The sequence below is a fragment of the Variovorax sp. SG517 genome (genome assembly GCF_013376045.1).
In the GTDB taxonomy this organism is placed as follows: Bacteria; Pseudomonadota; Gammaproteobacteria; order Burkholderiales; family Burkholderiaceae_C; genus Variovorax.
Window position 1 is genome coordinate 248,844 of the sequence record NZ_JABMJG010000001.1, and the last position, 21,329, is coordinate 270,172.

The 21,329-nt window shown below is 67.4% G+C and carries 18 protein-coding genes and 1 pseudogene; 16 read left to right on the forward strand and 3 right to left on the reverse strand.

The window, feature by feature from the left end:
• Window positions 1-175 precede the first annotated feature (175 nt).
• From FHT32_RS01060 to FHT32_RS01070, 3 genes are all read left to right on the forward strand, one after another.
• Window positions 176-1,291 (forward strand): AI-2E family transporter, encoded by a 1,116-nt coding sequence (locus tag FHT32_RS01060; RefSeq protein ID WP_176662822.1) that lies wholly within the window; start codon window positions 176-178, stop codon window positions 1,289-1,291.
• Between the two features lie 126 nt (window positions 1,292-1,417).
• Window positions 1,418-1,855, forward strand: a complete 438-nt coding sequence (locus FHT32_RS01065; protein ID WP_176662823.1) for a DUF2141 domain-containing protein — start codon at window positions 1,418-1,420, stop codon at window positions 1,853-1,855.
• 13 nt (window positions 1,856-1,868) lie between these two features.
• On the forward strand, window positions 1,869-3,368 hold the full coding sequence (locus FHT32_RS01070; protein WP_176662824.1) for a carotenoid oxygenase family protein: 1,500 nt from the start codon (window positions 1,869-1,871) through the stop codon (window positions 3,366-3,368).
• 1 nt (window position 3,369) lies between these two features.
• Here FHT32_RS01070 and FHT32_RS01075 read toward each other — a convergent pair whose 3' ends face one another.
• Entirely contained in the window at window positions 3,370-4,272 is a 903-nt protein-coding gene (locus FHT32_RS01075; protein ID WP_019657004.1) for a LysR family transcriptional regulator, read from the reverse strand.
• Between the two features lie 111 nt (window positions 4,273-4,383).
• On the opposite strand from FHT32_RS01075, the gene gcl reads away from it, so the two are divergent.
• Genes gcl through FHT32_RS01090 form a run of 3 tightly spaced genes read left to right on the forward strand, consistent with a single transcriptional unit; the run spans window position 4,384 to window position 7,922 of the window.
• The gene (gene gcl / locus FHT32_RS01080; protein ID WP_176662825.1) at window positions 4,384-6,174 is read left to right on the forward strand and encodes a glyoxylate carboligase; all 1,791 of its coding nucleotides are present in this window, start codon (window positions 4,384-4,386) and stop codon (window positions 6,172-6,174) included.
• 20 nt (window positions 6,175-6,194) lie between these two features.
• A complete protein-coding gene (gene hyi, locus FHT32_RS01085; RefSeq protein ID WP_176662826.1) occupies window positions 6,195-6,980 on the forward strand; it encodes a hydroxypyruvate isomerase in 786 nt (261 codons plus the stop codon).
• A 30-nt stretch (window positions 6,981-7,010) separates the two neighbouring features.
• On the forward strand, window positions 7,011-7,922 hold the full coding sequence (locus tag FHT32_RS01090; RefSeq protein WP_176662827.1) for a 2-hydroxy-3-oxopropionate reductase: 912 nt from the start codon (window positions 7,011-7,013) through the stop codon (window positions 7,920-7,922).
• Window positions 7,923-8,021: 99 nt separating this feature from the next.
• Here FHT32_RS01090 and FHT32_RS01095 read toward each other — a convergent pair whose 3' ends face one another.
• Window positions 8,022-9,359 carry an NAD(P)/FAD-dependent oxidoreductase gene (locus FHT32_RS01095; protein ID WP_176662828.1) on the reverse strand — a complete coding sequence of 446 codons (1,338 nt, stop codon included), beginning with the start codon at window positions 9,357-9,359 and terminating at the stop codon, window positions 8,022-8,024.
• Window positions 9,360-9,613: 254 nt separating this feature from the next.
• Here FHT32_RS01095 and FHT32_RS01100 point away from each other — a divergent pair, with 254 nt between their 5' ends.
• The 4 genes from FHT32_RS01100 (at window position 9,614) to FHT32_RS01115 (ending at window position 14,812) form a co-directional block, all read left to right on the forward strand.
• Window positions 9,614-11,914, forward strand: a complete 2,301-nt coding sequence (locus FHT32_RS01100) for an NADP-dependent malic enzyme (RefSeq protein ID WP_176662829.1) — start codon at window positions 9,614-9,616, stop codon at window positions 11,912-11,914.
• Between the two features lie 210 nt (window positions 11,915-12,124).
• Window positions 12,125-13,156: an ABC transporter substrate-binding protein gene (locus FHT32_RS01105; protein WP_176662830.1), complete on the forward strand. Its 1,032-nt coding sequence runs from the start codon at window positions 12,125-12,127 to the stop codon at window positions 13,154-13,156.
• Complete coding sequence (locus FHT32_RS01110) at window positions 13,156-14,028, forward strand: ABC transporter ATP-binding protein (protein ID WP_176662831.1); 873 nt, start codon at window positions 13,156-13,158, stop codon at window positions 14,026-14,028. Before FHT32_RS01105 ends, FHT32_RS01110 begins: the two co-directional genes overlap by 1 nt.
• A 13-nt stretch (window positions 14,029-14,041) precedes the next feature.
• On the forward strand, window positions 14,042-14,812 hold the full coding sequence (locus FHT32_RS01115) for an ABC transporter permease (RefSeq protein ID WP_019656996.1): 771 nt from the start codon (window positions 14,042-14,044) through the stop codon (window positions 14,810-14,812).
• Window positions 14,813-14,864: 52 nt separating this feature from the next.
• On the opposite strand, the gene FHT32_RS01120 is transcribed toward FHT32_RS01115, so the two are convergent.
• The gene (locus FHT32_RS01120) at window positions 14,865-15,608 is read right to left on the reverse strand and encodes a GntR family transcriptional regulator (RefSeq protein WP_176662832.1); all 744 of its coding nucleotides are present in this window, start codon (window positions 15,606-15,608) and stop codon (window positions 14,865-14,867) included.
• A 127-nt stretch (window positions 15,609-15,735) separates the two neighbouring features.
• Between FHT32_RS01120 and FHT32_RS01125 the strand changes: the two genes are divergently transcribed.
• The 6 genes and pseudogenes from FHT32_RS01125 (at window position 15,736) to FHT32_RS34885 (ending at window position 21,296) form a co-directional block, all read left to right on the forward strand.
• Window positions 15,736-17,118, forward strand: coding sequence for an adenylosuccinate lyase family protein (locus FHT32_RS01125; RefSeq protein WP_176662833.1), 1,383 nt, complete (start codon window positions 15,736-15,738; stop codon window positions 17,116-17,118).
• A 40-nt stretch (window positions 17,119-17,158) separates the two neighbouring features.
• Window positions 17,159-18,148 carry a tripartite tricarboxylate transporter substrate binding protein BugD gene (locus FHT32_RS01130; RefSeq protein ID WP_176662834.1) on the forward strand — a complete coding sequence of 330 codons (990 nt, stop codon included), beginning with the start codon at window positions 17,159-17,161 and terminating at the stop codon, window positions 18,146-18,148.
• Window positions 18,149-18,152: 4 nt separating this feature from the next.
• Window positions 18,153-19,547 (forward strand): lyase family protein, encoded by a 1,395-nt coding sequence (locus FHT32_RS01135; protein WP_176662835.1) that lies wholly within the window; start codon window positions 18,153-18,155, stop codon window positions 19,545-19,547.
• A gap of 77 nt (window positions 19,548-19,624) precedes the next feature.
• Window positions 19,625-20,047: a hypothetical protein gene (locus FHT32_RS01140; RefSeq protein ID WP_256098831.1), complete on the forward strand. Its 423-nt coding sequence runs from the start codon at window positions 19,625-19,627 to the stop codon at window positions 20,045-20,047.
• Between the two features lie 120 nt (window positions 20,048-20,167).
• Window positions 20,168-20,272: pseudogene (locus FHT32_RS34880) on the forward strand (hypothetical protein); the annotation flags it as partial.
• A gap of 493 nt (window positions 20,273-20,765) precedes the next feature.
• A complete protein-coding gene (locus tag FHT32_RS34885; protein WP_371132115.1) occupies window positions 20,766-21,296 on the forward strand; it encodes a TolC family protein in 531 nt (176 codons plus the stop codon).
• The last annotated feature ends 33 nt before the right edge of the window (window positions 21,297-21,329 follow it).

Below are 21,329 nucleotides of genomic sequence, written 5' to 3' on the forward strand. Positions count from 1 at the left end.
CCATTCTAGAGAGCAATTCGACGCAGGTACGGGTGCAAATAAGCGAATGGCTTTTGGCGCGTGATTTATCTCTATATACGTAACGCAAAAAAAGACCTCTGCGTGAACCAATCGCCGAAGACAGCCGGTGACCGGGTCGCGCCGGCACTGCGCTCGGCTAAAGTCCGGGACACCTATGAACTCACCCCAACTCCAGCGCGGCGTGTTCCTCGCCCTTCTCGCCGTCGTGACCGTCGCCTTCCTCTGGGTGCTGATGCCGTTCTTCGGCGCGGTGCTGTGGGGCGTGGCGCTGGCGATCCTGTTCACGCCGCTCTACAAGTGGCTGCTGAAGAAGATGCGCGGCAAGCCCAACGCCGCCGCGCTCTCGACGCTGGCGATCTGCCTGTTCATCGTGATCCTGCCGCTGGCCATGGTGGGCGTGTCGCTGGTGCAGGAGATCGCGCTGGTCACGCAGAACATCCGCTCCGGGCAGATCAACTTCGCGGCCTACTTCCAGCAGATCCTGGACGCTTCGCCGCAGTGGCTGCTGAACCTGGTGGAGCGCTTCAACCTCGGCGACATGGCGGCCTGGCAGGCGCGCATCTCGGCCGCCGCCGGGCAGGCCAGCCAGATCATCGCGAGCCAGGCGCTCGCCATCGGCCAGAACACCTTCGACTTCATCGTCAGCTTCTTCGTGATGCTGTACCTGCTGTACTTCCTGGTGCGCGACGGCGCAACGCTGTCGAAGACGATGCGCGACGCCGTGCCGCTGGCCAAGCCGCACACGCACTACCTGCTCAACAAGTTCACCACCGTGATCCGTGCCACCGTCAAGGGCAACGTGGCGGTGGCGATCGCGCAGGGCTCGCTCGGCGGGCTGGCGTTCTGGTTCCTCGGCGTGCAGGGCGCGCTGCTGTGGGCGGTGCTGATGGCCTTCCTGTCGCTGCTGCCCGCCGTGGGCGCGGCGCTGATCTGGGGGCCGGTGGCCATCTACTTCCTGGCCACGGGGCATTTCTGGCAGGGCGGCGTGCTGATCTTCGTGGGCGTGTTCGTGATCGGCCTGGTCGACAACATCCTGCGCCCCGTGCTGGTGGGCAAGGACACGCAGATGCCCGACTACATCGTGCTGATGTCGACCATCGGCGGCATGGCGATCTTCGGCATCAACGGCTTCGTGATCGGGCCGGTGATCGCGGCGCTGTTCATGGCGGCATGGAGCCTCTTTGCCGACTCCGGCCACGTGGGCGGCGGGCACGAGCAGGCCGAAGGCGCGCAGCCCAGGCAGGTCGCCAAGTACGACAAGGCCGGCTGAGGCCTCCGCCGTCCACTCCCCGCCGCGCGCATTTCGCGCGCGCAATCCCGCATTTCGTCACATGGCGCTGGGCACCGTGCCCGGCCTGCGGGATCGTCGGGCCTCCAACTTCCAACGAGGCCCGCCATGCAACTTCCCGCATTCATGTCCCGCCCGGTTGCGCACGCCCTGTGCGCCGCCGCGATCCTCCTGCCCGCCGGCGCTTTCGCCGCCGACCTGAGCCTGAGCGTCGCCGACGGCCCCGCCGCGGACGCGACGCTCTACGTCGCGCTGTACAGGGACGCCGCCGGCTACGCCGACAGCAAGGCCGTCGCGTCGCAGACCGCGCCGATGCAGGGCGGCAAGGCCCGCCTGGTGTTCGCGGGGCTGGCGTCCGGGCGCTACGCGCTGCGGGTATTCGCCGACGAGAACGGCAACGGCAAGCTCGACACCAACCTCATGGGCATGCCCATCGAGCGCTACGGCTTCTCGAACGACGCCAAGGGCAACCGCGCCGCGCCCGACTTCGAGGCCGCCGCGATCGCCATCGACGCGGACATGCAGACCGTCATCCACCTGCGCTGAGGAGCACGACGCCATGGAACGACGCGAACTCCTGCGCATGCTGGCCTCGGCCGGCGCCCTGCCCCTGCTGGCACCGCTGGCGCGTGCGGCCGGCACGTCTGACGACTGGCAGACCCAGTTCGAGGCTGCCGGTGCCGCCTGGAAGGCCGGCTTCGCCACGCCCGAGGGCGATTTCCCGCTCACCCGCGCTACGGTGCGCGGGCACTTCCCCGACGCCGTGGCGGGCACGCTGTTCCGCATCGGCCCGGCCGGCCACGACCTGGGCGGCGAGCGCTACCACCACTGGTTCGACGGCGATGGCATGGTGCACCGCTTCGTGATCGAGGGCTCCGACGTGCGGCACCAGGGCCGCTATGTGGCCACGCCCAAGCGCGTGGCCGAGACGAAGGCCGGCCGACGCCTGTTCGAGGCCTTCGGCACCATGCCGCCGGGCGTGGAGACACCAACTTCCGCCGACAGCATCAACGTCGCCAACACCAGCGTGCTGCCGTTGCGCGGCGAGGTGCTGGCTCTGTGGGAGGGCGGCTCGGCCACGCGCGTCGATGCGCTCACGCTCGACACGCTGGGCGTGAAGACCTGGCGCGCCGATCTTGCGGGCATGCCGTTCTCGGCCCACCCGAAGGTCGATCCGGACGGCACGGTCTGGAACTTCGGCGTGAGCTCGGGCCAGGGCCTGCTGGCGCTGTACGAAATCGCACCCGAAGGCGCGCTGCGCCGCGCGGCCGTGGTGCCGGTGGCAGACATGCCAATGGTCCACGACTTCGCCGTGACCAAGCGGCATTTGGTATTCCTGCTGCCGCCGCTGGTCTACGACGGCAAGCGCAAGGAAGCCGGCGCCAGCTTTCTCGATGCGCACGTGTGGCGGCCGGAATTGGGCATGCGCGCGCTGGTCATCGACAAGCGGAACTGGGAGCGCCGCCAGATGCTGGCGCTGCCGGCGGGCTTCCTGTTCCACGTCGGCAACGCCTGGGAGGAAGACACGCCTCGCGGTACGCAGATCCACGTCGACTACGTGCGCTCCGACAACGCCGACTCGGTGTTCATCAGCAACCGCGAAGTGATGCGCGCGCGCCGCGTGAAGACCACCGAACCGCACCTGACAGTCGCCACGCTGAACCTGTCCACGGAGCGGGCCACGCAGGCCACGCTCGCGCAGGAGGCCGAGTTCCCGCGCATCGACCCGCGCCGCGTCGGCCTGCGGCATCGCCAGGTGGTGCACGCCACGCAGATCCGGCGCGACCTGCCCGGCTTCGGCGCAATCGCGCGCACCGACGTCGAGACCGGCCGCAGCCAGCGCTTCAGCTACGGCGCGCAGGCCATGGTGGAGGAACACGTCTTCGTGCCCGATGGTTCGAAGCCGGGCTGGGTGCTGGGCACGGCGTTCGACTTCGGACGGCAGAAGACGATGTTGTCGTGCTTCGCGGCCGACAATCTCGCGGCAGGCCCGGTGGCACAGGCCACGCTGCCCTATGCCCTGCCGCTGGGGCTGCACGGCGCCTTCGTGCCGGCCTGACTCAGGCCTCCCACCAGCCTTCGTCGAAACGCCCCTGCAGGAAGGCCACGAAGCCCGACACCTTGCCCGGCACCAGCTTGGGCGACGGAAAGACGGCGTGGATCTCCTGCTCGGGCAGCGCGTGGTCGCCGAGCACCTCGCGCACCTTGCCGGCCGCCAGCGAGTCGCTGGCCACATAGCGCGGCATGAGCGCGATGCCAAGGCCGTCACGCGCCGCCGCCAGCACGGCCGAGAGGTTGTTCGAGCGGAAGCGGCCCGACACGGGCACCGTGACCGGCTCGCCGCGCGGCGTGTGCATGCGCCAGAACTCGTCGCCCACCACGCTGCTGTAGATCAACGCGACGTGCGCGCTCAGGTCCTGCGCGCGCTTCGGCGTGCCATGCTTCTTCAGGTAGGCGGGCGAGGCGACCATGACCCACGGGTTGGCGCCCAGGTAGCGCGCGCCCAGTGAAGAGTCGGCCAGCTTGCCCATGCGGATGGCGACGTCGATGCCCTGCGCAATGAGATCGACGTAGCGGTCCTCGAAGCTCAGGTCGAGCTGCACCTGCGGGTGCCTGCGCATGTACTCGAGCGCCAGCGGCACCACCACGCGCCGCCCGAAGGCCACCGAGGTGCCCACGCGCAGCAGGCCCTGCGCCTGGTTCTGCCGCAGTTGCACGATGCTGTCGGCCTCCTCGGCCTCGCGCACGATGGTCTTGCACTTCTCGTAGTAGAGCGCGCCCGGCTCGGTGAGGCTCACGCCGCGCGTGTTGCGGTTGAGCAGGCGCACCTTCAGCCGTTCCTCGGTGGCGGCGATCTGCTTGGTCACCGTGGGCTGCGTGGTGTTGAACTCGCGCGCGGCCTTCGAGAAGCTTCCCGTCTCGACCACGCGCACGAACATTTCCATTGCCAGCAATCTGTCCATGGGCCGGATGGTAGTCACTTATTCCAGCGTGGAATAGGTTTTATGGTCCGCAGCCGTCTTCTTGGAATCCACCCTGCTTCCTACAGTGGGACCACCTCTAGGAGACTTCAAATGGCAAAGATGACAGCGGTCCAGGCCGCGGTTCTGGTGATGGAAAAAGAAGGCGTCACACAGGCCTTCGGCGTTCCGGGCGCGGCGATCAACCCGATGTACTCGGCCTTGCGCCAGCGCGGCAGCATCGCGCACATCCTCGCGCGGCACGTGGAAGGCGCCTCGCACATGGCCGAGGGCTACACCCGCGCGGTGGCCGGCAACATCGGCGTTTGCATCGGCACCTCGGGCCCGGCGGGCACGGACATGATCACCGGGCTGTACTCGGCCTGGGCCGATTCCATTCCCATCCTCTGCATCACCGGCCAGGCGCCCCGCGCCCGGCTCTACAAGGAAGATTTCCAGGCGGTGGACATCGAGTCGATCTCCAAGCCCGTCACCAAGTGGTCGGTCACGGTGCGCGAGCCGGGCCAGGTGCCGCAGGTGTTCCAGCAGGCCTTCCACCTGATGCGCTCGGGCCGCCCGGGCCCGGTGCTGATCGACCTGCCCTTCGACGTGCAGATGGCGCAGATCGAGTTCGACATCGACAGCTACGAGCCGCTCAAGCCCTACAAGCCGGCCGCCACGCGCGCCCAGATCGAGAAGGCCATCGCCATGCTCAACGCGGCCGAGCGCCCGCTGATCGTGGCCGGCGGCGGCATCATCAACGCCGATGCCTCCGACCTGCTGGTGCGCTTTGCCGAAGCCACCGGCGTGCCGGTGATTCCCACGCTCATGGGCTGGGGCTCCATTCCCGACAACCATCCGCTGATGGCCGGCATGTGCGGGCTGCAGACCAGCCATCGCTACGGCAACGCCACGATGCTGGCCAGCGACTTCGTGCTGGGCATCGGCAACCGCTGGGCCAACCGCCACACCGGCTCCGTCGACGTCTACACCAAGGGCCGCACCTTCGTGCACGTGGACATCGAGCCCACGCAGATCGGCCGCGTGTTCACGCCCGACTTCGGCATCGTGTCGGACGCCAAGGCCGCGCTCGAACTCTTCGTCGAGGTGGCCGAGGAGATGAAGGCCGCCGGCCGCCTGACCGATCGCCGCGACTGGGCCAAGGCGTGCATCGAGCGCAAGAAGACCATGCTGCGCAAGACCAACTTCGACGAAGTGCCGATGAAGCCGCAGCGCGTGTACCAGTGCATGAACAACAACTTCGGCAACGACACCTGCTACGTGAGCACCATCGGGCTCTCGCAGATCGCGGCCGCGCAGTTCCTGCACGTGTACAACCCGCGCCACTGGATCAACTGCGGCCAGGCCGGCCCGCTGGGCTGGACCATTCCCGCCGCGCTTGGCGTGCGCGCCGCCGACCCCACGCGCAAGATCGTCGCGCTCTCGGGCGACTACGACTTCCAGTTCATGATCGAGGAGCTGGCCGTGGGCGCGCAGTTCAAGCTGCCGTACATCCACATCGTGGTCAACAACTCCTACCTCGGCCTGATCCGCCAGGCGCAGCGCGGCTTCGAGATGGACTACTGCGTGCAGCTCGCGTTCGACAACATCAACGCGGCGCCGGACGCGGGCATCGAGAGCAGCTACGGCGTGGACCACATGAAGGTGGTCGAGGGCCTGGGCTGCAAGGCGATCCGCGTGAACCGCCAGGAAGAGATCGCGCCGGCCATTCGCCGCGCCGAAGCGCTGATGTCGGAGTTCAGCGTGCCGGTGGTGATCGAGGTGATGCTGGAGCGCGTGACCAACATCGCGATGGGCACCGAGATCGACAACATCACCGAATTCGAACCGCTGGCCGAGACGCCGGCCGATGCGCCCACCGCCGTCGTGGCGCTGCTCGACTGAGACGAAGAAAGAGACAAGACATGCCCAAGTTCGCAGCCAACCTCACGATGCTCTTCACCGAGCTGCCCTTCATGCAGCGCTTCGAGGCCGCCGCCAAGGCCGGCTTCGAGGCGGTGGAGTACCTCTTCCCCTACCCCTTCGAGAAGAAGGAGCTTGCCGCCGCCCTGCGCGCCAACGGCCTGCAGCAGGTGCTGCACAACCTGCCCGCCGGCGACTGGGACAAGGGCGAGCGCGGCATCGCCTGCCATCCCGACCGCACCGGCGAGTTCGCCGAAGGCATCGGCGTGGCGATCGACTACGCCACCGCGCTGGGCTGCCCGCAGGTCAACTGCCTCGTGGGCAAGGTGCCCGCTGGCGTCGACAGGGACGCGACGCACAGGACCGTGGTCGCCAACCTGCGCCTCGCCGCGCGCGAACTGGAAGCGGCGGGCCTGCGGCTGCTGATCGAGCCGATCAACACCTTCGACATTCCCGGCTTCTTCCTCACGCGCACCGACCAGGCGCTGGCGCTGATCGACGAAGTCGGCTCCGACAACCTGCGCGTGCAGTACGACATCTATCACGCGCAGCGCATGGAAGGCGAGCTGGGCAACACGCTCACGAAGAACCTGGCGCGCATCGGCCACATCCAGCTGGCCGACAACCCGGGGCGCGGCGAGCCGGGCACGGGCGAGATCAATTACCCATGGCTCTTCAGGCACATCGACTCGCTGGGCTACGACGGCTGGATCGGCTGCGAATACAAGCCCCGCACCACGACCGTCGAGGGCCTCGGATGGCGCCAGGCGCTCACGCAGCAGCAATGAATGAACGACATCGGACAAGGAAATAGAGACATGACGACCCAGCAACAGAAAATCGGATTCATCGGCCTCGGCATCATGGGCGCGCCCATGGCGGGCCACCTGCTCGAGGCGGGCTACCAGCTGTTCGTGAACACCCACGGCAACACGCCCGAGCCCTTCGTGTCGAAGGCCACCATCTGCGCCTCGGCGGCAGAAGTGACGCGGCAGTCGGACATCGTCTTCATCATGGTGCCGGACACGCCCGACGTGGAGAAGGTGCTCTTCGGCGCGCCAGGCGCCGAAGGCGTGGCCGCGGGCCTGAAGGGCACGAGCGGCAAGATCGTGGTCGACTGCAGCTCCATCGACCCGATCGCCACCAAGGACTTCGCGCGCCGCATCACCGCGCTGGGCGCGGGCTACATCGACGCGCCGGTCTCCGGCGGCGAGGTGGGCGCCAAGGCCGCGAGCCTCACGATCATGTGCGGCGGCGACGAAGGCACCTTCGAGCGCGTGAAGCCACTGCTCGACAGGATGGGCAAGAACGTCACGCTCGTGGGCGGCGCCGGCGACGGCCAGGTCTGCAAGGTGGCCAACCAGATCATCGTGGCACTGAACATAGCGGCCGTGAGCGAGGCGCTGGTGTTCGCATCGAAGGCGGGCGCCGATCCGGCCAAGGTGCGCCAGGCACTGATGGGCGGCTTCGCGAGTTCGCGCATCCTCGAAGTGCACGGCGAACGCATGATCAAGCGCACCTTCGCGCCCGGGTTCCGCATCGCGCTGCACCAGAAGGACCTGAACCTCGCGATGCAGAGCGCCCGTTCACTGGGCGTGTCGCTGCCGCAGACGGCCGGCGCGGCGCAGCTCATGAACGCCTGCGCGGCGCTGGGCTACGGCCAGCTCGACCACTCGGCGCTGGTGCGTGCGCTCGAAGCGCTCGCGCAGCACACAGTGACCCCCGACTGAAGCCAGGAACACCGTGGAACCGGCTTCGCCGGGCCACCGGTGTTGCCCCCGGCAGGGGGTTGGCGAAGCGACACGAAGTGCGCGAAGCCTGGGGGCGAGCTAAGTTTTCGCGGCTTCCAGCGACTCCTTGAGGTTGCGCCGGCGCCATGCCCAGGTCTTGATGGCCTGCGGCAGGATGCCCAGGCACGAGGCGTAGTAGGTCACCTTGAAGCCCCAGAAGCGCGGGCCGATCGGCGTGTTGCGGAACAGGTCGCCGGCCAGGATGGACAGCAGCGCCTCCTGCATGCGCCAGATGTTGCGCGGGTTCATGAACAGGCGCCGGATGGCCGGCGAGGTGATGCGGTAGATGAACCACGAGAACATCTTCGGCCCGTGCTTCATCACTTTCTCGTAGTGCCTGAACGCCTTCTCGGCCTCCTTCGCCTCGCCCTTGAGCCAATGGTCGGCACAGGTCGCGGCCTCGAAGCCGCTGTTCATCGCCAGGTACACGCCCGAGGAGAACATCGGGTCTACAAAGGCGTAGGCGTCGCCCACCATCATGAAGCGGTCGCCGCGGCAGAACTTGGAGTCGTAGGCGTAGTTGCCGGTGGAGGTGGCGCCTTCCATCAGCGTGGCGTTCTTCAGCCGCGCGGCCAGCTTGGGCGCGAGCGCGATGGTCTCCATCAGGAATTCTTCCAGCGAGCCCTTGCGGTTCTTGAAGTACGCCGGCGATGCCACCGCGCCGACGCTCACCGTGCCGTCCTTCAGCGGGATGTACCAGAACCAGCCATGGTCGAACCAGAACAGCGTGATGTTGCCCTCGAAGCGGCCCGGCTTGCGCTCGGCGTTGGCGAAGTGGCCGAAGAGCGCCGCGCTGGCGTGCTTGCGGTTGCGGCGCTTGGCGTCGAACTGGTTCGACAGCAGGGTGTCGCGCCCGCTGGCGTCGATCACGAAGCGCGGGCGCCAGGTGGTCTCGGTGCCGTCGTCGGCCTTGACCTTCACCGCCGGCCGGTTGTCGGGCGTGCCCTTGCCGGCGTCCATGTCCACGCCGGTGACGCGCTGTCCCTCGAAGGTACGCGCGCCGCGCTTGCCGGCGTGGCGGAACAGCAGCTCGTCGAATTCGGAGCGGCGCACGTGCACCGCGTAGGGAAAGCTCTTGTCCATCGCCTCGCCGAAATGGAACTGGCTGGAATGGTCGTGCCAGGGCGAGACGAACTCGGCCCCATGCTTGCGGATGCCGATGGCCTCGACCTCGGTGCGCACGCCCAGGCGGTCGAACAGCGGCATGTTCATCGGCAGCAGCGATTCGCCGATGTGGAAGCGCGGGTGCTGCGCCTTCTCGATCAGCACCACGTCGTGCCCCTTGTCCGCGAGCAGCGCGGCCACCGTGGAGCCCGAGGGGCCGCCTCCGATGACGACGACATCGGGGTCGTTGCTGGTGAAAGGTCCGGAAGTCATGCGCTGTTGCCCCTCTTGTCGTGGTGTTGTCGTTGTCGGCGATACCCCCGGCTCGATTCCCGGCTGGACGGCCGGTCTGTTAACCAGTTGGTAACGATCGGCAGTTTAGCGAACCCGCCAGCCCGCTCCCATCCGCCGGAACCCCGCCTTGTCAGGCAGAAGCTATGGATTCAGGCGTTTTCGGCATTTCCCCAGTAATAGGAGGCCCTGCTTTTGCGGTAGCCTCATTGCCCGTCAGAAACAAGGAGACTTTCATGGCTGCACCCCTTTCCCCCGCAGAAGAAGCACTTCGCGAAGCAGCGCGCGAATACCACCGATCGCCCGTCAAGGGCAAGATCTCGATCACCCCGACCAAGCCCCTGCTGAACCAGCGCGACCTGTCGCTGGCCTACTCGCCGGGCGTGGCCTATCCCTGTCTCGACATCGCCGCCGATCCGGCAACGGCCTCCGAATACACCGCCCGCGGCAACCTCGTGGGCGTGGTCACCAACGGCACCGCCGTGCTGGGCCTGGGCGACATCGGCCCGCTGGCCGCCAAGCCGGTGATGGAAGGCAAGGGCTGCCTGTTCAAGAAATTCGCCGGCATCGACGTTTTCGACATCGAGCTGGCCGAGCGCGACCCCGACAAGCTGGTCGACATCATCGCGGCGCTGGAGCCCACGCTGGGCGGCATCAACCTGGAAGACATCAAGGCGCCCGAGTGCTTCTACATCGAGAAGAAGCTGCGCGAGCGCATGAACATCCCGGTGTTCCACGACGACCAGCACGGCACGGCCATCATCTCGGCCGCGGCGCTCATCAACGGCCTGGAGCTGGTGGGCAAGAAGATCGAGGACGTAAAGATCGCCGTCTCGGGCGCGGGTGCAGCCGCCATCGCCTGCCTGGACGTGATGGTCGGGCTGGGCGCCAAGCCCGCCAACATCCACGCCTGCGACTCCAAGGGCCTGATCTACATGGGCCGCGCGGGCGGCTTCGACGAATCCAAGGCACGCTACGCCCAGAAAGACACCGGCGCCCGCACCCTGGCCGACGTGGTGAAGGACGCCGATGTGTTCCTGGGCTGCTCGGCCCCGGGCGTGATGACCGCCGAGATGGTCAAGACCATGGGCACGCAGCCCATCATCCTGGCGCTGGCCAACCCCGAGCCCGAGATCCGCCCCGAGCTGGCCAAGGCCGTGCGGCCGGACTGCATCATCGCCACCGGCCGTTCGGACTACCCGAACCAGGTCAACAACGTGCTGTGCTTCCCGTACATCTTCCGCGGCGCGCTCGACTGCGGCGCAAGCAAGATCACGGAAGAGATGAAGCTGGCCTGCGTGCGCGAGATCGCCGAGCTGACCAAGGCCGACATCAGCGAAGAGGTGGCCACCGCCTACGCCGGCCAGGAACTGGCCTTCGGCCCCGACTACATCATTCCCAAGCCCTTCGACTCGCGCCTGATCCTGCGCATCGCGCCGGCCGTGGCCAAGGCGGCCGCCGCCTCGGGCGTGGCCACGCGCCCGATCGAGGACATGGACGCCTACCGCCAGCACCTGACGCGCTTCGTCTACCAGACCGGCATGTTCATGCGCCCGGTGTTCAGCGCCGCCAAGATCGCCGCCGCCAAGCGCGTGGCCTATGCGGAGGGCGAAGACGAGCGCGTGCTGCGCGCCGCCCAGTGGGCCGTCGACGAGGGCCTGGCCAAGCCGATCCTGGTGGGCCGCCCCGCCGTGATCGACGCGCGCATCAAGAAGGCCGGCCTGCACATCCGCGCGGGCGTCGACTTCGAGATCGTCAACCCCGAGGACGATCCGCGCTTCCGCACCTACTGGGAGAGCTTCCACAAGATCATGGGCCGCCGCGGCGTGACGCCGGAGGCCGCCAAGACCATGGTGCGCCGCTCGAACACCACCATCGCCGCGCTCATGATGCACCTGGGCGACGCCGACGCCATGATCTGCGGCCTGGTCGGGCGCTTCGACGTGCACCTGGAGCACATCCGCAACCTGATCGGCCTGAAGCGCGGCGCGCCGGGCTTCGCGACGCTGAACGCGCTCACGCTCGACAAGCGCACGGTGTTCATCACCGACACCAACGTGAACGAAGACCCCAGCGCCGAGCTGCTCGCCAGCATCGCCGTGATGGCCGCCGAGGAAGTGCGCCGCTTCGGCCTGCCGCCGAAGGTGGCGTTCCTCTCGCACTCGAACTACGGCACGTCGAGCCGTTCGTCGGCCCGCAAGATGCGGCTGGCGCGCGACCTGTTCGCGCAGATGGCGCCCGACATCGAATGCGACGGCGAGATGCACGGCGACGCGGCGCTGTCGGAAGAAATCCGCCGCACCGCCCTGCCCGAGACCACGCTCAGCGGCGAGGCCAACCTGCTGGTGTGCCCGAACCTCGACTCGGCCCACATCCTCTACAACGTGCTGAAGATGACCGGCGCGAACGGCATCACGGTGGGCCCGGTGCTGCTGGGCGCCGCGAGTTCGGCGCACGTGCTCACGCCTTCGTCGACGGTGCGCCGCATCATCAACATGACGGCGCTGGCGGTGGCGAAGGTCACGGTCGACAAGTAAGCAGGAAGGCAGCCCAGCGGGAGGAAATCCCGCTTTCGGTGCTTCAAAACGCGGCCCAGGCCGCGTTTTTGCATTGAGCGGGTGCAGATCGCGCCGCCCGCGCACTGCTTCGATCCACGAGGAAGGGTTCGCACCAATCACGTGCGGGCACCGTTTTTGCTTGAATCCAGAAGCATTCAATCCCCTTTCATCCAACGGATCGATCTCCGCATGAACAAGCGCCAACTGCTCCAGTCCTTCCTCGCCGCCTCGGCCATCAGCTTCGGCCTCGCACCGGCCTTTGCGCAGAGCCCGACGCCGATCAAGTTCCAGCTCGACTGGCGCTTCGAGGGACCGGCGGCGCTGTTCCTGCACCCCGCCGCCAAGGGCTACTTCAAGGCCGCGGGCCTCGACGTGACCATCGACGCGGGCAACGGTTCCGGCGGCACCGTCACGCGCGTGGCCTCGGGCGCCTACGACATGGGCTTCGCCGACCTCGCGGCGCTGATGGAGTTCCACGCCAACAACCCCGACAGCCCCAACAAGCCGGTCGCGGTGATGATGGTCTACAACAACACGCCGGCCTCGGTCATGGCGCTCAAGAAGAGCGGCATCGCCAAGCCGGCCGACCTCGCCGGCAAGAAGCTGGGTGCACCGGTGTTCGACGCGGGCCGCCGCGCCTTCCCGATCTTCGCCAAGGCCAACAACATCGGCGCCGTCAACTGGACCGCCATGGACCCGACGCTGCGCGAGACCATGCTGATGCGCGGCGACATCGACGCCATCACCGGCTTCACCTTCACCTCGCTGCTCAACCTGGAAGCGCGCGGTGCCAAGGCGGCCGACGTGGTGATCCTCCCCTACCCCGACTACGGCGTGAAGCTGTACGGCAACGTCATCATCGCCTCGCCCAAGCTCATCAAGGAGAACCCGGCGGCGGTGAAGAAATTCCTCTCGGCCTTCGCCAAGGGCGCGAAGGAAGTCATTGCCAACCCGGCCGTGGCCATCGAGTCGGTGAAGGCGCGCGACGGCATCATCGACAGCAAGCTCGAAACACGCCGCCTGCAGCTGGCCATCGACACCGTCATCAACAGCGCCGACGCACGCGCCGAGGGCTTCGGCGCGGTCAACGCGGGCCGCATGTCGCTGATGGCCTCGCAGGTGTCGGACGCCTTCAACACCAAGACGCGCGTGAGCCCCGACGCGGTGTGGACCGCCGCGCTGCTGCCGCCGGCCGCCGAACTGAACATCCTGAAGAAGTGATGGCAGCCGCATCGCAGGACGCGGCCGCAGTTCCCTTCGTCGCCCCTTTCGTCGATTTCCAGGACGTCTGGCTCGCCTACAACGAGGAGCTGCTGCGCGCCAACCACTTCGCGGTCGAGGCCATCGACCTGAAGGTGAAGCGCGGCGAGTTCATCGCCATCGTCGGGCCCTCGGGCTGCGGCAAGTCGACCTTCATGAAGCTCACCACCGGGCTGAAGATGCCGTCGATGGGCAAGATCCGCATCGACGGCCAGCCGGTGACCGGGCCGCTGAAGATCTCGGGCATGGCCTTCCAGGCGCCTTCGCTGCTGCCGTGGCGAACCACGGTCGACAACGTGCTGCTGCCGCTGGAGATCGTCGAACCCTACCGCTCCAGCTTCAAGTCCAAACGCAAGGAATACGAGGAACGCGCCCGCCGCCTGCTGCAGAAGGTGGGCCTCGGCGGCTACGAGGACAAGTTCCCCTGGCAGCTCTCGGGCGGCATGCAGCAGCGCGCGAGCATCTGCCGCGCGCTCATCCACGAGCCCAAGATGCTGCTGCTCGACGAGCCCTTCGGCGCGCTCGACGCGTTCACGCGCGAGGAGCTGTGGTGCATCCTGCGCGACCTCTGGACCGAGCAGCAGTTCAACGTGATCCTGGTGACGCACGACCTGCGCGAATCGGTGTTCCTGGCCGACACGGTGTACGTGATGAGCAAGAGCCCCGGCCGCTTCGTGGTGAAGCGCGAGATCGATCTGCCGCGCCCGCGCGAGCTCGAACTCACCTACACCAAGGAATTCACCGACATCGTGCTGGAGCTGCGCGGCCACATCGGCGCCATCCGCAATACCGGCGCGAGCGCCGCACAGTCGGCCGCGGCTGTTTCCCACTGAGGCGCAGGATCTCATGAGAAACACCAAGCAAATCGAACGCTGGTCGCCCTGGCTGCTGCTAGTGGCGGTGATCCTGCTGTGGCAGATCATCTGCTCGGCCTTCGAGGTGTCGGACTTCATCTTCCCGAGCCCGTGGCGCATCTGGAACCAGTTCTGGGAATTCAAGGAAGTCATCGCGGGCCACGCATGGCGCACCTTCTGGGTCACGATGGCGGGCTTCGGCCTCGCGATCGTGGTGGGCGTGCTGCTGGGCTTCGTCATCGGCAGCTCGCGCATCGCGTACGCGGCGATCTACCCGCTGATGACGGCCTTCAACGCACTGCCCAAGGCGGCCTTCGTGCCGATTTTGGTGGTGTGGTTCGGCATCGGCATCGGGCCGGCGATTCTCACGGCCTTCCTGATCAGCTTCTTCCCGATCATGGTCAACATCGCGACCGGCCTTGCCACGCTCGAACCCGAGCTCGAAGACGTGCTGCGCGTGCTCGGTGCCAAGCGCTGGGACGTGCTCATGAAGATCGGCCTGCCGCGTTCCATGCCCTACTTCTTCGGCTCGCTGAAGGTTGCCATCACGCTGGCCTTCGTCGGCACCACCGTCAGCGAGATGACGGCCGCCAACGAAGGCATCGGCTACCTGCTGATCTCGGCCGGCTCGGCCATGCAGATGGGCCTGGCCTTCGCGGGACTGATGGTGGTGGGTGCGATGGCGATGCTGATGTACGAACTCTTCAGCGTGGTCGAGAAGCACACCACGGGCTGGGCGCACCGGGGTTCGCAGAACCAGTGAGCCACCGCGTCGATGCAGGCGATGCAGGCGATGCAGGCGATGCGGGCTGCGGCTACGAGGCCGAGCGCTGCAGCCGCATCGACACCGAGAACCGGTCCGCCGGGTGGACCGACACCGAGACCTCGAAGGCCAGCCCCTCGGCATCGAGATAGCGGCGCACGATCTTCAGCGCCGCCGCGCCCTGCTCCACCTGCAGGGCCTTAGCCATCGCCGCGTCCCTGACGATGTCGGCACGCACGTCCTGATGAATCTCCACGATCTGCCGGCCATAGCGCTCGGCGATCAGTGAGCTGACGAGGGTGCCTGGCGACTCTCGCACCAGGTCGCGAACTTCCGAATACGCCGGGTCGACGTACAGGTCGGTCCATCCGATGGGACCGCTTTCTCCGCCGGTGTCGAGCCGCAGGCTGGAGATGCGCAGCCAACGCGTGCCGGGCGCGCAGTCCAGGTCCCTGGCCACCGGGGCCGCCACGGCCACCTCCTCGATCGACTGCACCTGCCGCAGGTACTCGGTGCCGAAGTGCACGAGATCGTCCACCGACGCGATCGAGGGGCGGAAGGTGTCGCGCGGCTTGGTCGCCTCGACGCGGGTTCCCGCGTTCTTGCGCCGCGACACGAGGCCCAGTCGCTGGAGTTCGGCCAGCGCCGCCCTCACGGTATGGCGGCTGGTCTTGTAGTGGTCGCAGAGCTCGAGTTCCGTCGGGAGCACCGAGCCGACGGCGAAATGACCGCTGGCGATGGCTTCGGTGAGGTGGCGCGAGATGTCGCTGTGGTGAGGCTTGGATGGCGAAGACATGTTGCCCCCGAGGATCGCATTCATGGCGTCAAGGGTAAACCCCGATTCGTCGAATATGTTCGGACATATTAAAGTTGAATATGTCCGAACATATTTGCGTTCGCTGCTTCCACTTTCAACGGCTCCCATGAACTTCACCCGCCCACCCATCCCGACGGCCAGCACCGTCGTCGACTCCATCCTGTTCCGCGACGCCTTCGGCACGCAGAAGATGCGGCAGCTCTTCTCCGACGGAGCGCTGGTCCAGCGCTACATCGATGCGGAGATCGCGCTTGCCAAGGCGGAAGCGCGCACGGGCGTGATCCCGGTCGAGGCGGCGGAAGTGATAGCGCGCGAATCGAGGATCGAGCGCATCGACTTCGACCACATGCGCGAGGAGACGGACATCGTCGGCTACCCTATCCTCCCGCTGGTGCACCAGCTGGTCGGGATGTGCGGCGAGGCCGGCCGCTACGTGCACTGGGGCGCGACCACGCAGGACATCATGGACACGGCGGTCGCCCTGCAGGTGCGCGACGCGCTCGACAGCATCGGCGAGGACATCCGCGAGCTGCGCGGCGTCCTCGCCTCGCTCGCAAAGAAGCACCGCGACACGCCGATGGCCGGCCGCACCCACCTGCAGCAGGCGCTGCCCGTGACCTTCGGCTACAAGGTCGCGATCTGGCTCGCGATGTTCGACAGGCACCAGCAGCGCATCGCCGAGCTTCGCCCGCGCGTGGCGGTGGTCGAGTTCGCCGGTGCCGCGGGCACGCTGGCCTCGCTCGGCGACAAGGGCTTCGAGGTGCAGAAGGCCATGGCCGAGGAACTGGGGCTGCGCGTGCCCGCCACCACCTGGCATGTGGCGCGGGACGGCTTCGCCGAGGCGGTGAACCTGCTCGCGCTGGTCACCGGCTCGCTGGGAAAGATCGCGCTCGACATCATGATCATGGCTTCGACGGAGTTCGCCGAGGTCTACGAGCCCTTCGTCAAGGGGCGCGGCGCATCGAGCACGATGCCGCAGAAGCGCAACCCGATCTCCAGCGAGCTGATGCTGGCCGCCTCCAAGGCCGTGCGGCAGCACGCGGGGCTGATGGTCGACGCGATGGTGCAGGACTTCGAGCGGGCCACGGGCCCCTGGCATGCCGAGTGGATCGCCATTCCCGAGAGCTTCATCCTCACCTCCGGCGCGCTGCATCAGGCGAAGTTCGCGCTCGGCGGGCTGATCGTGGACGAGGCGCGCATGAAGCACAACCTCGGCATCAGCCGCGGCCTCATCGTGGCCGAGGCCGTGATGATGGGCATGGCGCCCCACATCGGCCGCCAGCAGGCGCACGACGTGGTCTACGACGCCTGCCGCACCGTCAACGAGAAGGGCGGCACGCTGGCCGAGGCGCTGTCGGCGCTGCCCGAGGTCACGAAGCACTTCGACCGCGCGGCCATCGATCGCATGACCGATCCGGCGAACTATCTCGGCCTCGCGCCGCAGATGGTGGACCGCGCGCTGGCCCTGTCCGCCGAAGTGGCGGCCTGAGCCGCGACGACGAACCACCAACCCCGAGGAGACAAGACAGATGATCGACATCAAGAAGCTGGCCGCGCGCGCCCTGCTGGCAGTGACATTCGCAACTGCGGCGCACGGCGCGAGCGCGCAGGCCTATCCGGCCCGCCCCGTGACCTGGATCGTTCCGTTCGCGGCGGGCGGCCCCACCGATGCGCTCGCACGGGCCGTGGCGGAGCGGGTCGCGCGCGAACTGGGCCAGCCCATCGTCATCGACAACGCACCGGGCGCCGGCGGCACCGTGGGTGCCGGCAAGGCATCCCGCGCGCCGGCCGACGGCTACACCATGCTGGTCGGGCACATGGGCTACATGGGCGCCGCGCCGGCGCTGTACAAGAAGCTCGCGTACGACCCGGTCAAGGACTTCGCTCCGGTGTTCCGCTTTCCCGACACGCCGCTGGTGCTGATGGTGCGCAAGGAGCATCCGGCGAAGGACATCAAGGCGCTGGTCGACTTCGGCAAGGCCAACCCCGACAAGCTCTTCATCAGCAACGCCGGCGTGGGCTCCAGCTCGCACCTCATCGCGGCCCTGTTCGCCGCCTCGGCGGGCATCAGGATCTCGCAGGTTCCGTACAAGGGCGCGGGGCCGGCGCTGATCGACGTGATCGGCGGCCAGGTCGACGGCATCTTCGACCAGACCAACACGGCCCTGCCGCAGATCAAGGAAGCGAAGGTCCGTGCGCTGGCCGTCACCTCGAAGGTGCGGCTGCCGCAGCTCAAGGACGTGCCCACGCTCGCCGAGACGGTGCTGCCCGGCTTCGAGGCCTCGACCTGGTACGGCATCTACGCGCCCAAGGGAACGCCGCAGCCGGTGCTCGACAAGGTGCAGCAGGCCTACCTGAAGGTGATGGGCGACAAGGCCTTCACCGACCGCCTGGCCGAGCAGGCGATCCAGATGCTGCCGCCGGAGCAGTACACCGGCGCCGCGCTGGGCAGGCACACCGAAGCGGAAGTGGCCCGCTGGAGGGCCGTTGCGGCCAAGGCCAGCATCTCGCTGGACTGACGCGATGACGGCCACGCGCATCGAGCACGATGCCTTCGGGCCGGTGGAGATCCCGGCCGGCCGGTACTGGGGAGCACAGACACAACGCGCGCTGGGCGTGTTCGACGTGGGAACCGAGCGCTTCCCTGTATGCCTGCTGCACGCCTTCGGGCTGCAGAAGATCGCGGCGGCAAGAGCCAATGCCCGCTGCGCGGCGCTCGACGCGGCACTGGCGGAAAGTATCGCCACGGCCGCCGGGGAGCTTTCGCGCGGCCTGTTCGACGACCACTTCCCGCTCACGATCTGGCAGACCGGCTCGGGAACCCAGACGAACATGAACGCCAACGAGGTGATCGCGAACCGGGCCAACGAACTGCTCGGACAGCCCCTCGGCACGAAGTCGCCGGTGCATCCCAACGACCATGTGAACGCATCGCAGTCGTCGAACGACAGCTTTCCGACGGTGATGCACATCGCGGCCGCGATGGAGCTGACGCAGCGACTGATCCCCTCGCTCACCGTTCTGAAGGACGCGCTCGAAGACCGCGCACGCGCATTCGCCGACGCGGCCAAGGTGGCGCGCACGCACCTGATGGACGCCGTGCCGATGACGATGGGCCAGGCGTTCGAGGCATTCGCGTGGCAGGCGAACAGCGGCATCGCGCGACTGAAGGACGCATTGCCGCGGCTGCTGCTGCTCGCCCAAGGGGGAACGGCGGCGGGAACCGGGCTCAATGCGCCCGAGAACTTCGACGTGTTCTTCTGCGAGGAAATCGGCAAGCTCACGGGCCTGCCATTCGAGCCTCATCCGTGCAAGTTCGAAGGCATGTCGGGCCACGATGCGCTGGTGGAGCTGTCCGGGGCCCTGAACGTGATCGCCGCCTCGCTGATGAAGATGGCCAACGACATCCGCTGGATGGGATCGGGCCCGCGCTGCGGCATCGGCGAGCTGGTGGTGCCAAACGACGGGCTGACCTCGTCGATCATGCCGGGCAAGCGCAACCCGACCATCGCGGAAGTGGTTGCCCAGGCGGCCATGCAGGTGGCGGGCAACCACGTGACGGTGACGATGGCCGGCGCCTCGGGCAACTTCGAACTCAACGTGGCCAAGCCGGTGCTGATCCATGGCGTGCTGCAGTCGATCCGCATACTGGCGGACAGCGCGCGCGTCTTCGCGAGCAGGCTGGTTGCCGGCCTCGAGGTCGATCGCGAGCGGCTCGAAGCGAACCTGGGCAACGCGCTGCTGTCGGTGACGGCGCTCAATCCGGTGCTCGGCTACGACAAGGTGGCGCGCATCACGCGCACTGCCGTGGAGCGCCGCATTGCGCCAAGAGAAGCGGCCGTCGAACTGGGCTACCTGAGCGCCGAGGCGTACGACCGGCTGGTCAACCCGCTTCGCATGGCGAAGGGAAAGAGCTAGCGGCAGCGCCGGATCAGACCAGATGCCGGCGCCGGCTGTGCTGTCCCTGCTTCGCGAACACGTGCTCGAGATGCTTCTTGTATGTCCCGCGCAATCGCCAGATGGATATGGAGCGCCAGGTCACGGAATCGAGCACCTTCATTGCCGAACTCCTCGGCAACATGGGCCGGGCCCGACGTTCGGTCGCGGAGCTTCGCCAGCGTGCCATTGCCAGGCAGCAGGAGTACCACAAGGAAGTGGAGACACAGCAGGCGGAGGTCAGCCGCGAGGTGCTCGGAGACTTCGAAAAGTTCGTCGCCTTGCGGGACGAACTGGGCCGCACCGAGATCCGCTCGCCCGCTTCGGGCCAAGTGGTGGCACTGGTGGCGCAGACCGTGAAGCGTTCGCTGCAGCCGGGCATGCCGGTCGAAGTGGTCTTCAAGACGGGAGAGCGCTCGCTGCTCGCCTATCTCCTGCACCCGCTCACCAAGCGCATCGCTGCCTCCATGACGGAGGAATGACCGGTGAAGAGAACCGCGCTGGTATTCGCTACCGCCGGCCTTCTCTGGGGGCCGGCCTGGTCGCTCGACCTGTCCCAGGCCTACCGGGAAGCACTGGAACAGGACTCAACGATCCGATCCGTGCGGGCGGCAACGGACGCCCGGCGCGAACGCCTGCCGCAGGCCCGCGCGCAACTGCTTCCCAGCTTGTCGGCAAGCGACTCGCGCTATCGGAACTGGCTGGAAAGAACTTCGCCGGACACCTCCGGGCAACTTGTCACGGCCAACCTGCGCTACACCAGCAGCAGCGAAGTGCTGAGCTTGAGGCAGCCCATCTTCCGCATGTACCAGATGGCCGACTACCGCCAAGCCCAGGCGCAGGTCGACGATGCCGAGGCGACTCTCGAGCGCGAACTGCAGAACCTCGGCGTCCGGGTGAGCGGCGCCTATTTCGAGGCGCTGCTGGCCGAGGAACATCTCGCGCTGGTGCTCTCGCAGAAGACGGCCTGCACGACCCAGCTCGATGCCGCGCAGAAGCGGCTCGGCGCGGGTTTCGGCACACGCACCGACATCGACGAGGCACGCACGCCCCTGGACCTCAACGTGGCGCAGGAACTGGAAGCGCGCCAGAACCTGGACTTCACGCGCAGGCAGCTCCAGAGCCTGGTCAATCGCCCGATCGACAGGCTGGCGCCGCTGGACCCGTCCCGGACAGCTCGTCCGGCCGACGCTCGACCGGGTGGAGGACTGGATCGAGCGGGCCGAACTCGAAAGCCCGGAGCTTCGGTCGCTCGGCGCCCAGGTCGAAGCAGCCAGACACACCAGCATCAAGACCCGCTACAGCAACAAGTTCATCGGACTGCTGCTCAACATTCCGTTGTATTCGGGCGGCCATGTGAGCTCCCCCGTGAGGCAGGCGGTCGCGGGCCAGCAGCGGGCCGCAGAGGCCCTCGAGGCCCTGCGCCGCGACCTCGGGGTGCGGCTGCACCGCGAATTCCGCGGCGTGACCGAAGGCACCCTGAGGGCCAAGGCCCTGGAGCAGGCAGTGCGTTCCGCGGAGCAGGTCGTCCTCTCGAACCGGCGCTCGTTCGAGGCCGGCAGCCGCACCTTGCCCGACGTGCTGAACGCGGAACAGCAGAAGGTCTCCGCCCAGCGCGACCTGGCGCAGGCCCGGTTCGTCTACCTGGTGTCTCGCATACGCCTGCAGGCACTCTCGGGCGGCGCCAAGACCGAAGTCATTGAGGAGATCAACGGCTGGCTCGCGCGCTGACGACGGCGGCGATCCGGATCGGCAGGCCGGGGA

Bases quoted from the DNA above. Each gene is read 5' to 3' on its own strand.
- FHT32_RS01125 (WP_176662833.1), top strand. From the start codon at position 15,736: ATGAACTTCACCCGCCCACCCATCCCGACGGCCAGCACCGTCGTCGAC.
- FHT32_RS01120 (WP_176662832.1), bottom strand. From the start codon at position 15,608: ATGTCTTCGCCATCCAAGCCTCACCACAGCGACATCTCGCGCCACCTC.
- FHT32_RS01105 (WP_176662830.1), top strand. From the start codon at position 12,125: ATGAACAAGCGCCAACTGCTCCAGTCCTTCCTCGCCGCCTCGGCCATC.
- FHT32_RS01095 (WP_176662828.1), bottom strand. From the start codon at position 9,359: ATGACTTCCGGACCTTTCACCAGCAACGACCCCGATGTCGTCGTCATC.
- FHT32_RS01115 (WP_019656996.1), top strand. From the start codon at position 14,042: ATGAGAAACACCAAGCAAATCGAACGCTGGTCGCCCTGGCTGCTGCTA.
- FHT32_RS01060 (WP_176662822.1), top strand. From the start codon at position 176: ATGAACTCACCCCAACTCCAGCGCGGCGTGTTCCTCGCCCTTCTCGCC.
- FHT32_RS01130 (WP_176662834.1), top strand. From the start codon at position 17,159: ATGATCGACATCAAGAAGCTGGCCGCGCGCGCCCTGCTGGCAGTGACA.
- FHT32_RS01135 (WP_176662835.1), top strand. From the start codon at position 18,153: ATGACGGCCACGCGCATCGAGCACGATGCCTTCGGGCCGGTGGAGATC.
- FHT32_RS01075 (WP_019657004.1), bottom strand. From the start codon at position 4,272: ATGGACAGATTGCTGGCAATGGAAATGTTCGTGCGCGTGGTCGAGACG.
- FHT32_RS01070 (WP_176662824.1), top strand. From the start codon at position 1,869: ATGGAACGACGCGAACTCCTGCGCATGCTGGCCTCGGCCGGCGCCCTG.
- FHT32_RS01065 (WP_176662823.1), top strand. From the start codon at position 1,418: ATGCAACTTCCCGCATTCATGTCCCGCCCGGTTGCGCACGCCCTGTGC.
- gcl (WP_176662825.1), top strand. From the start codon at position 4,384: ATGGCAAAGATGACAGCGGTCCAGGCCGCGGTTCTGGTGATGGAAAAA.
- hyi (WP_176662826.1), top strand. From the start codon at position 6,195: ATGCCCAAGTTCGCAGCCAACCTCACGATGCTCTTCACCGAGCTGCCC.
- FHT32_RS01110 (WP_176662831.1), top strand. From the start codon at position 13,156: ATGGCAGCCGCATCGCAGGACGCGGCCGCAGTTCCCTTCGTCGCCCCT.
- FHT32_RS01100 (WP_176662829.1), top strand. From the start codon at position 9,614: ATGGCTGCACCCCTTTCCCCCGCAGAAGAAGCACTTCGCGAAGCAGCG.
- FHT32_RS01090 (WP_176662827.1), top strand. From the start codon at position 7,011: ATGACGACCCAGCAACAGAAAATCGGATTCATCGGCCTCGGCATCATG.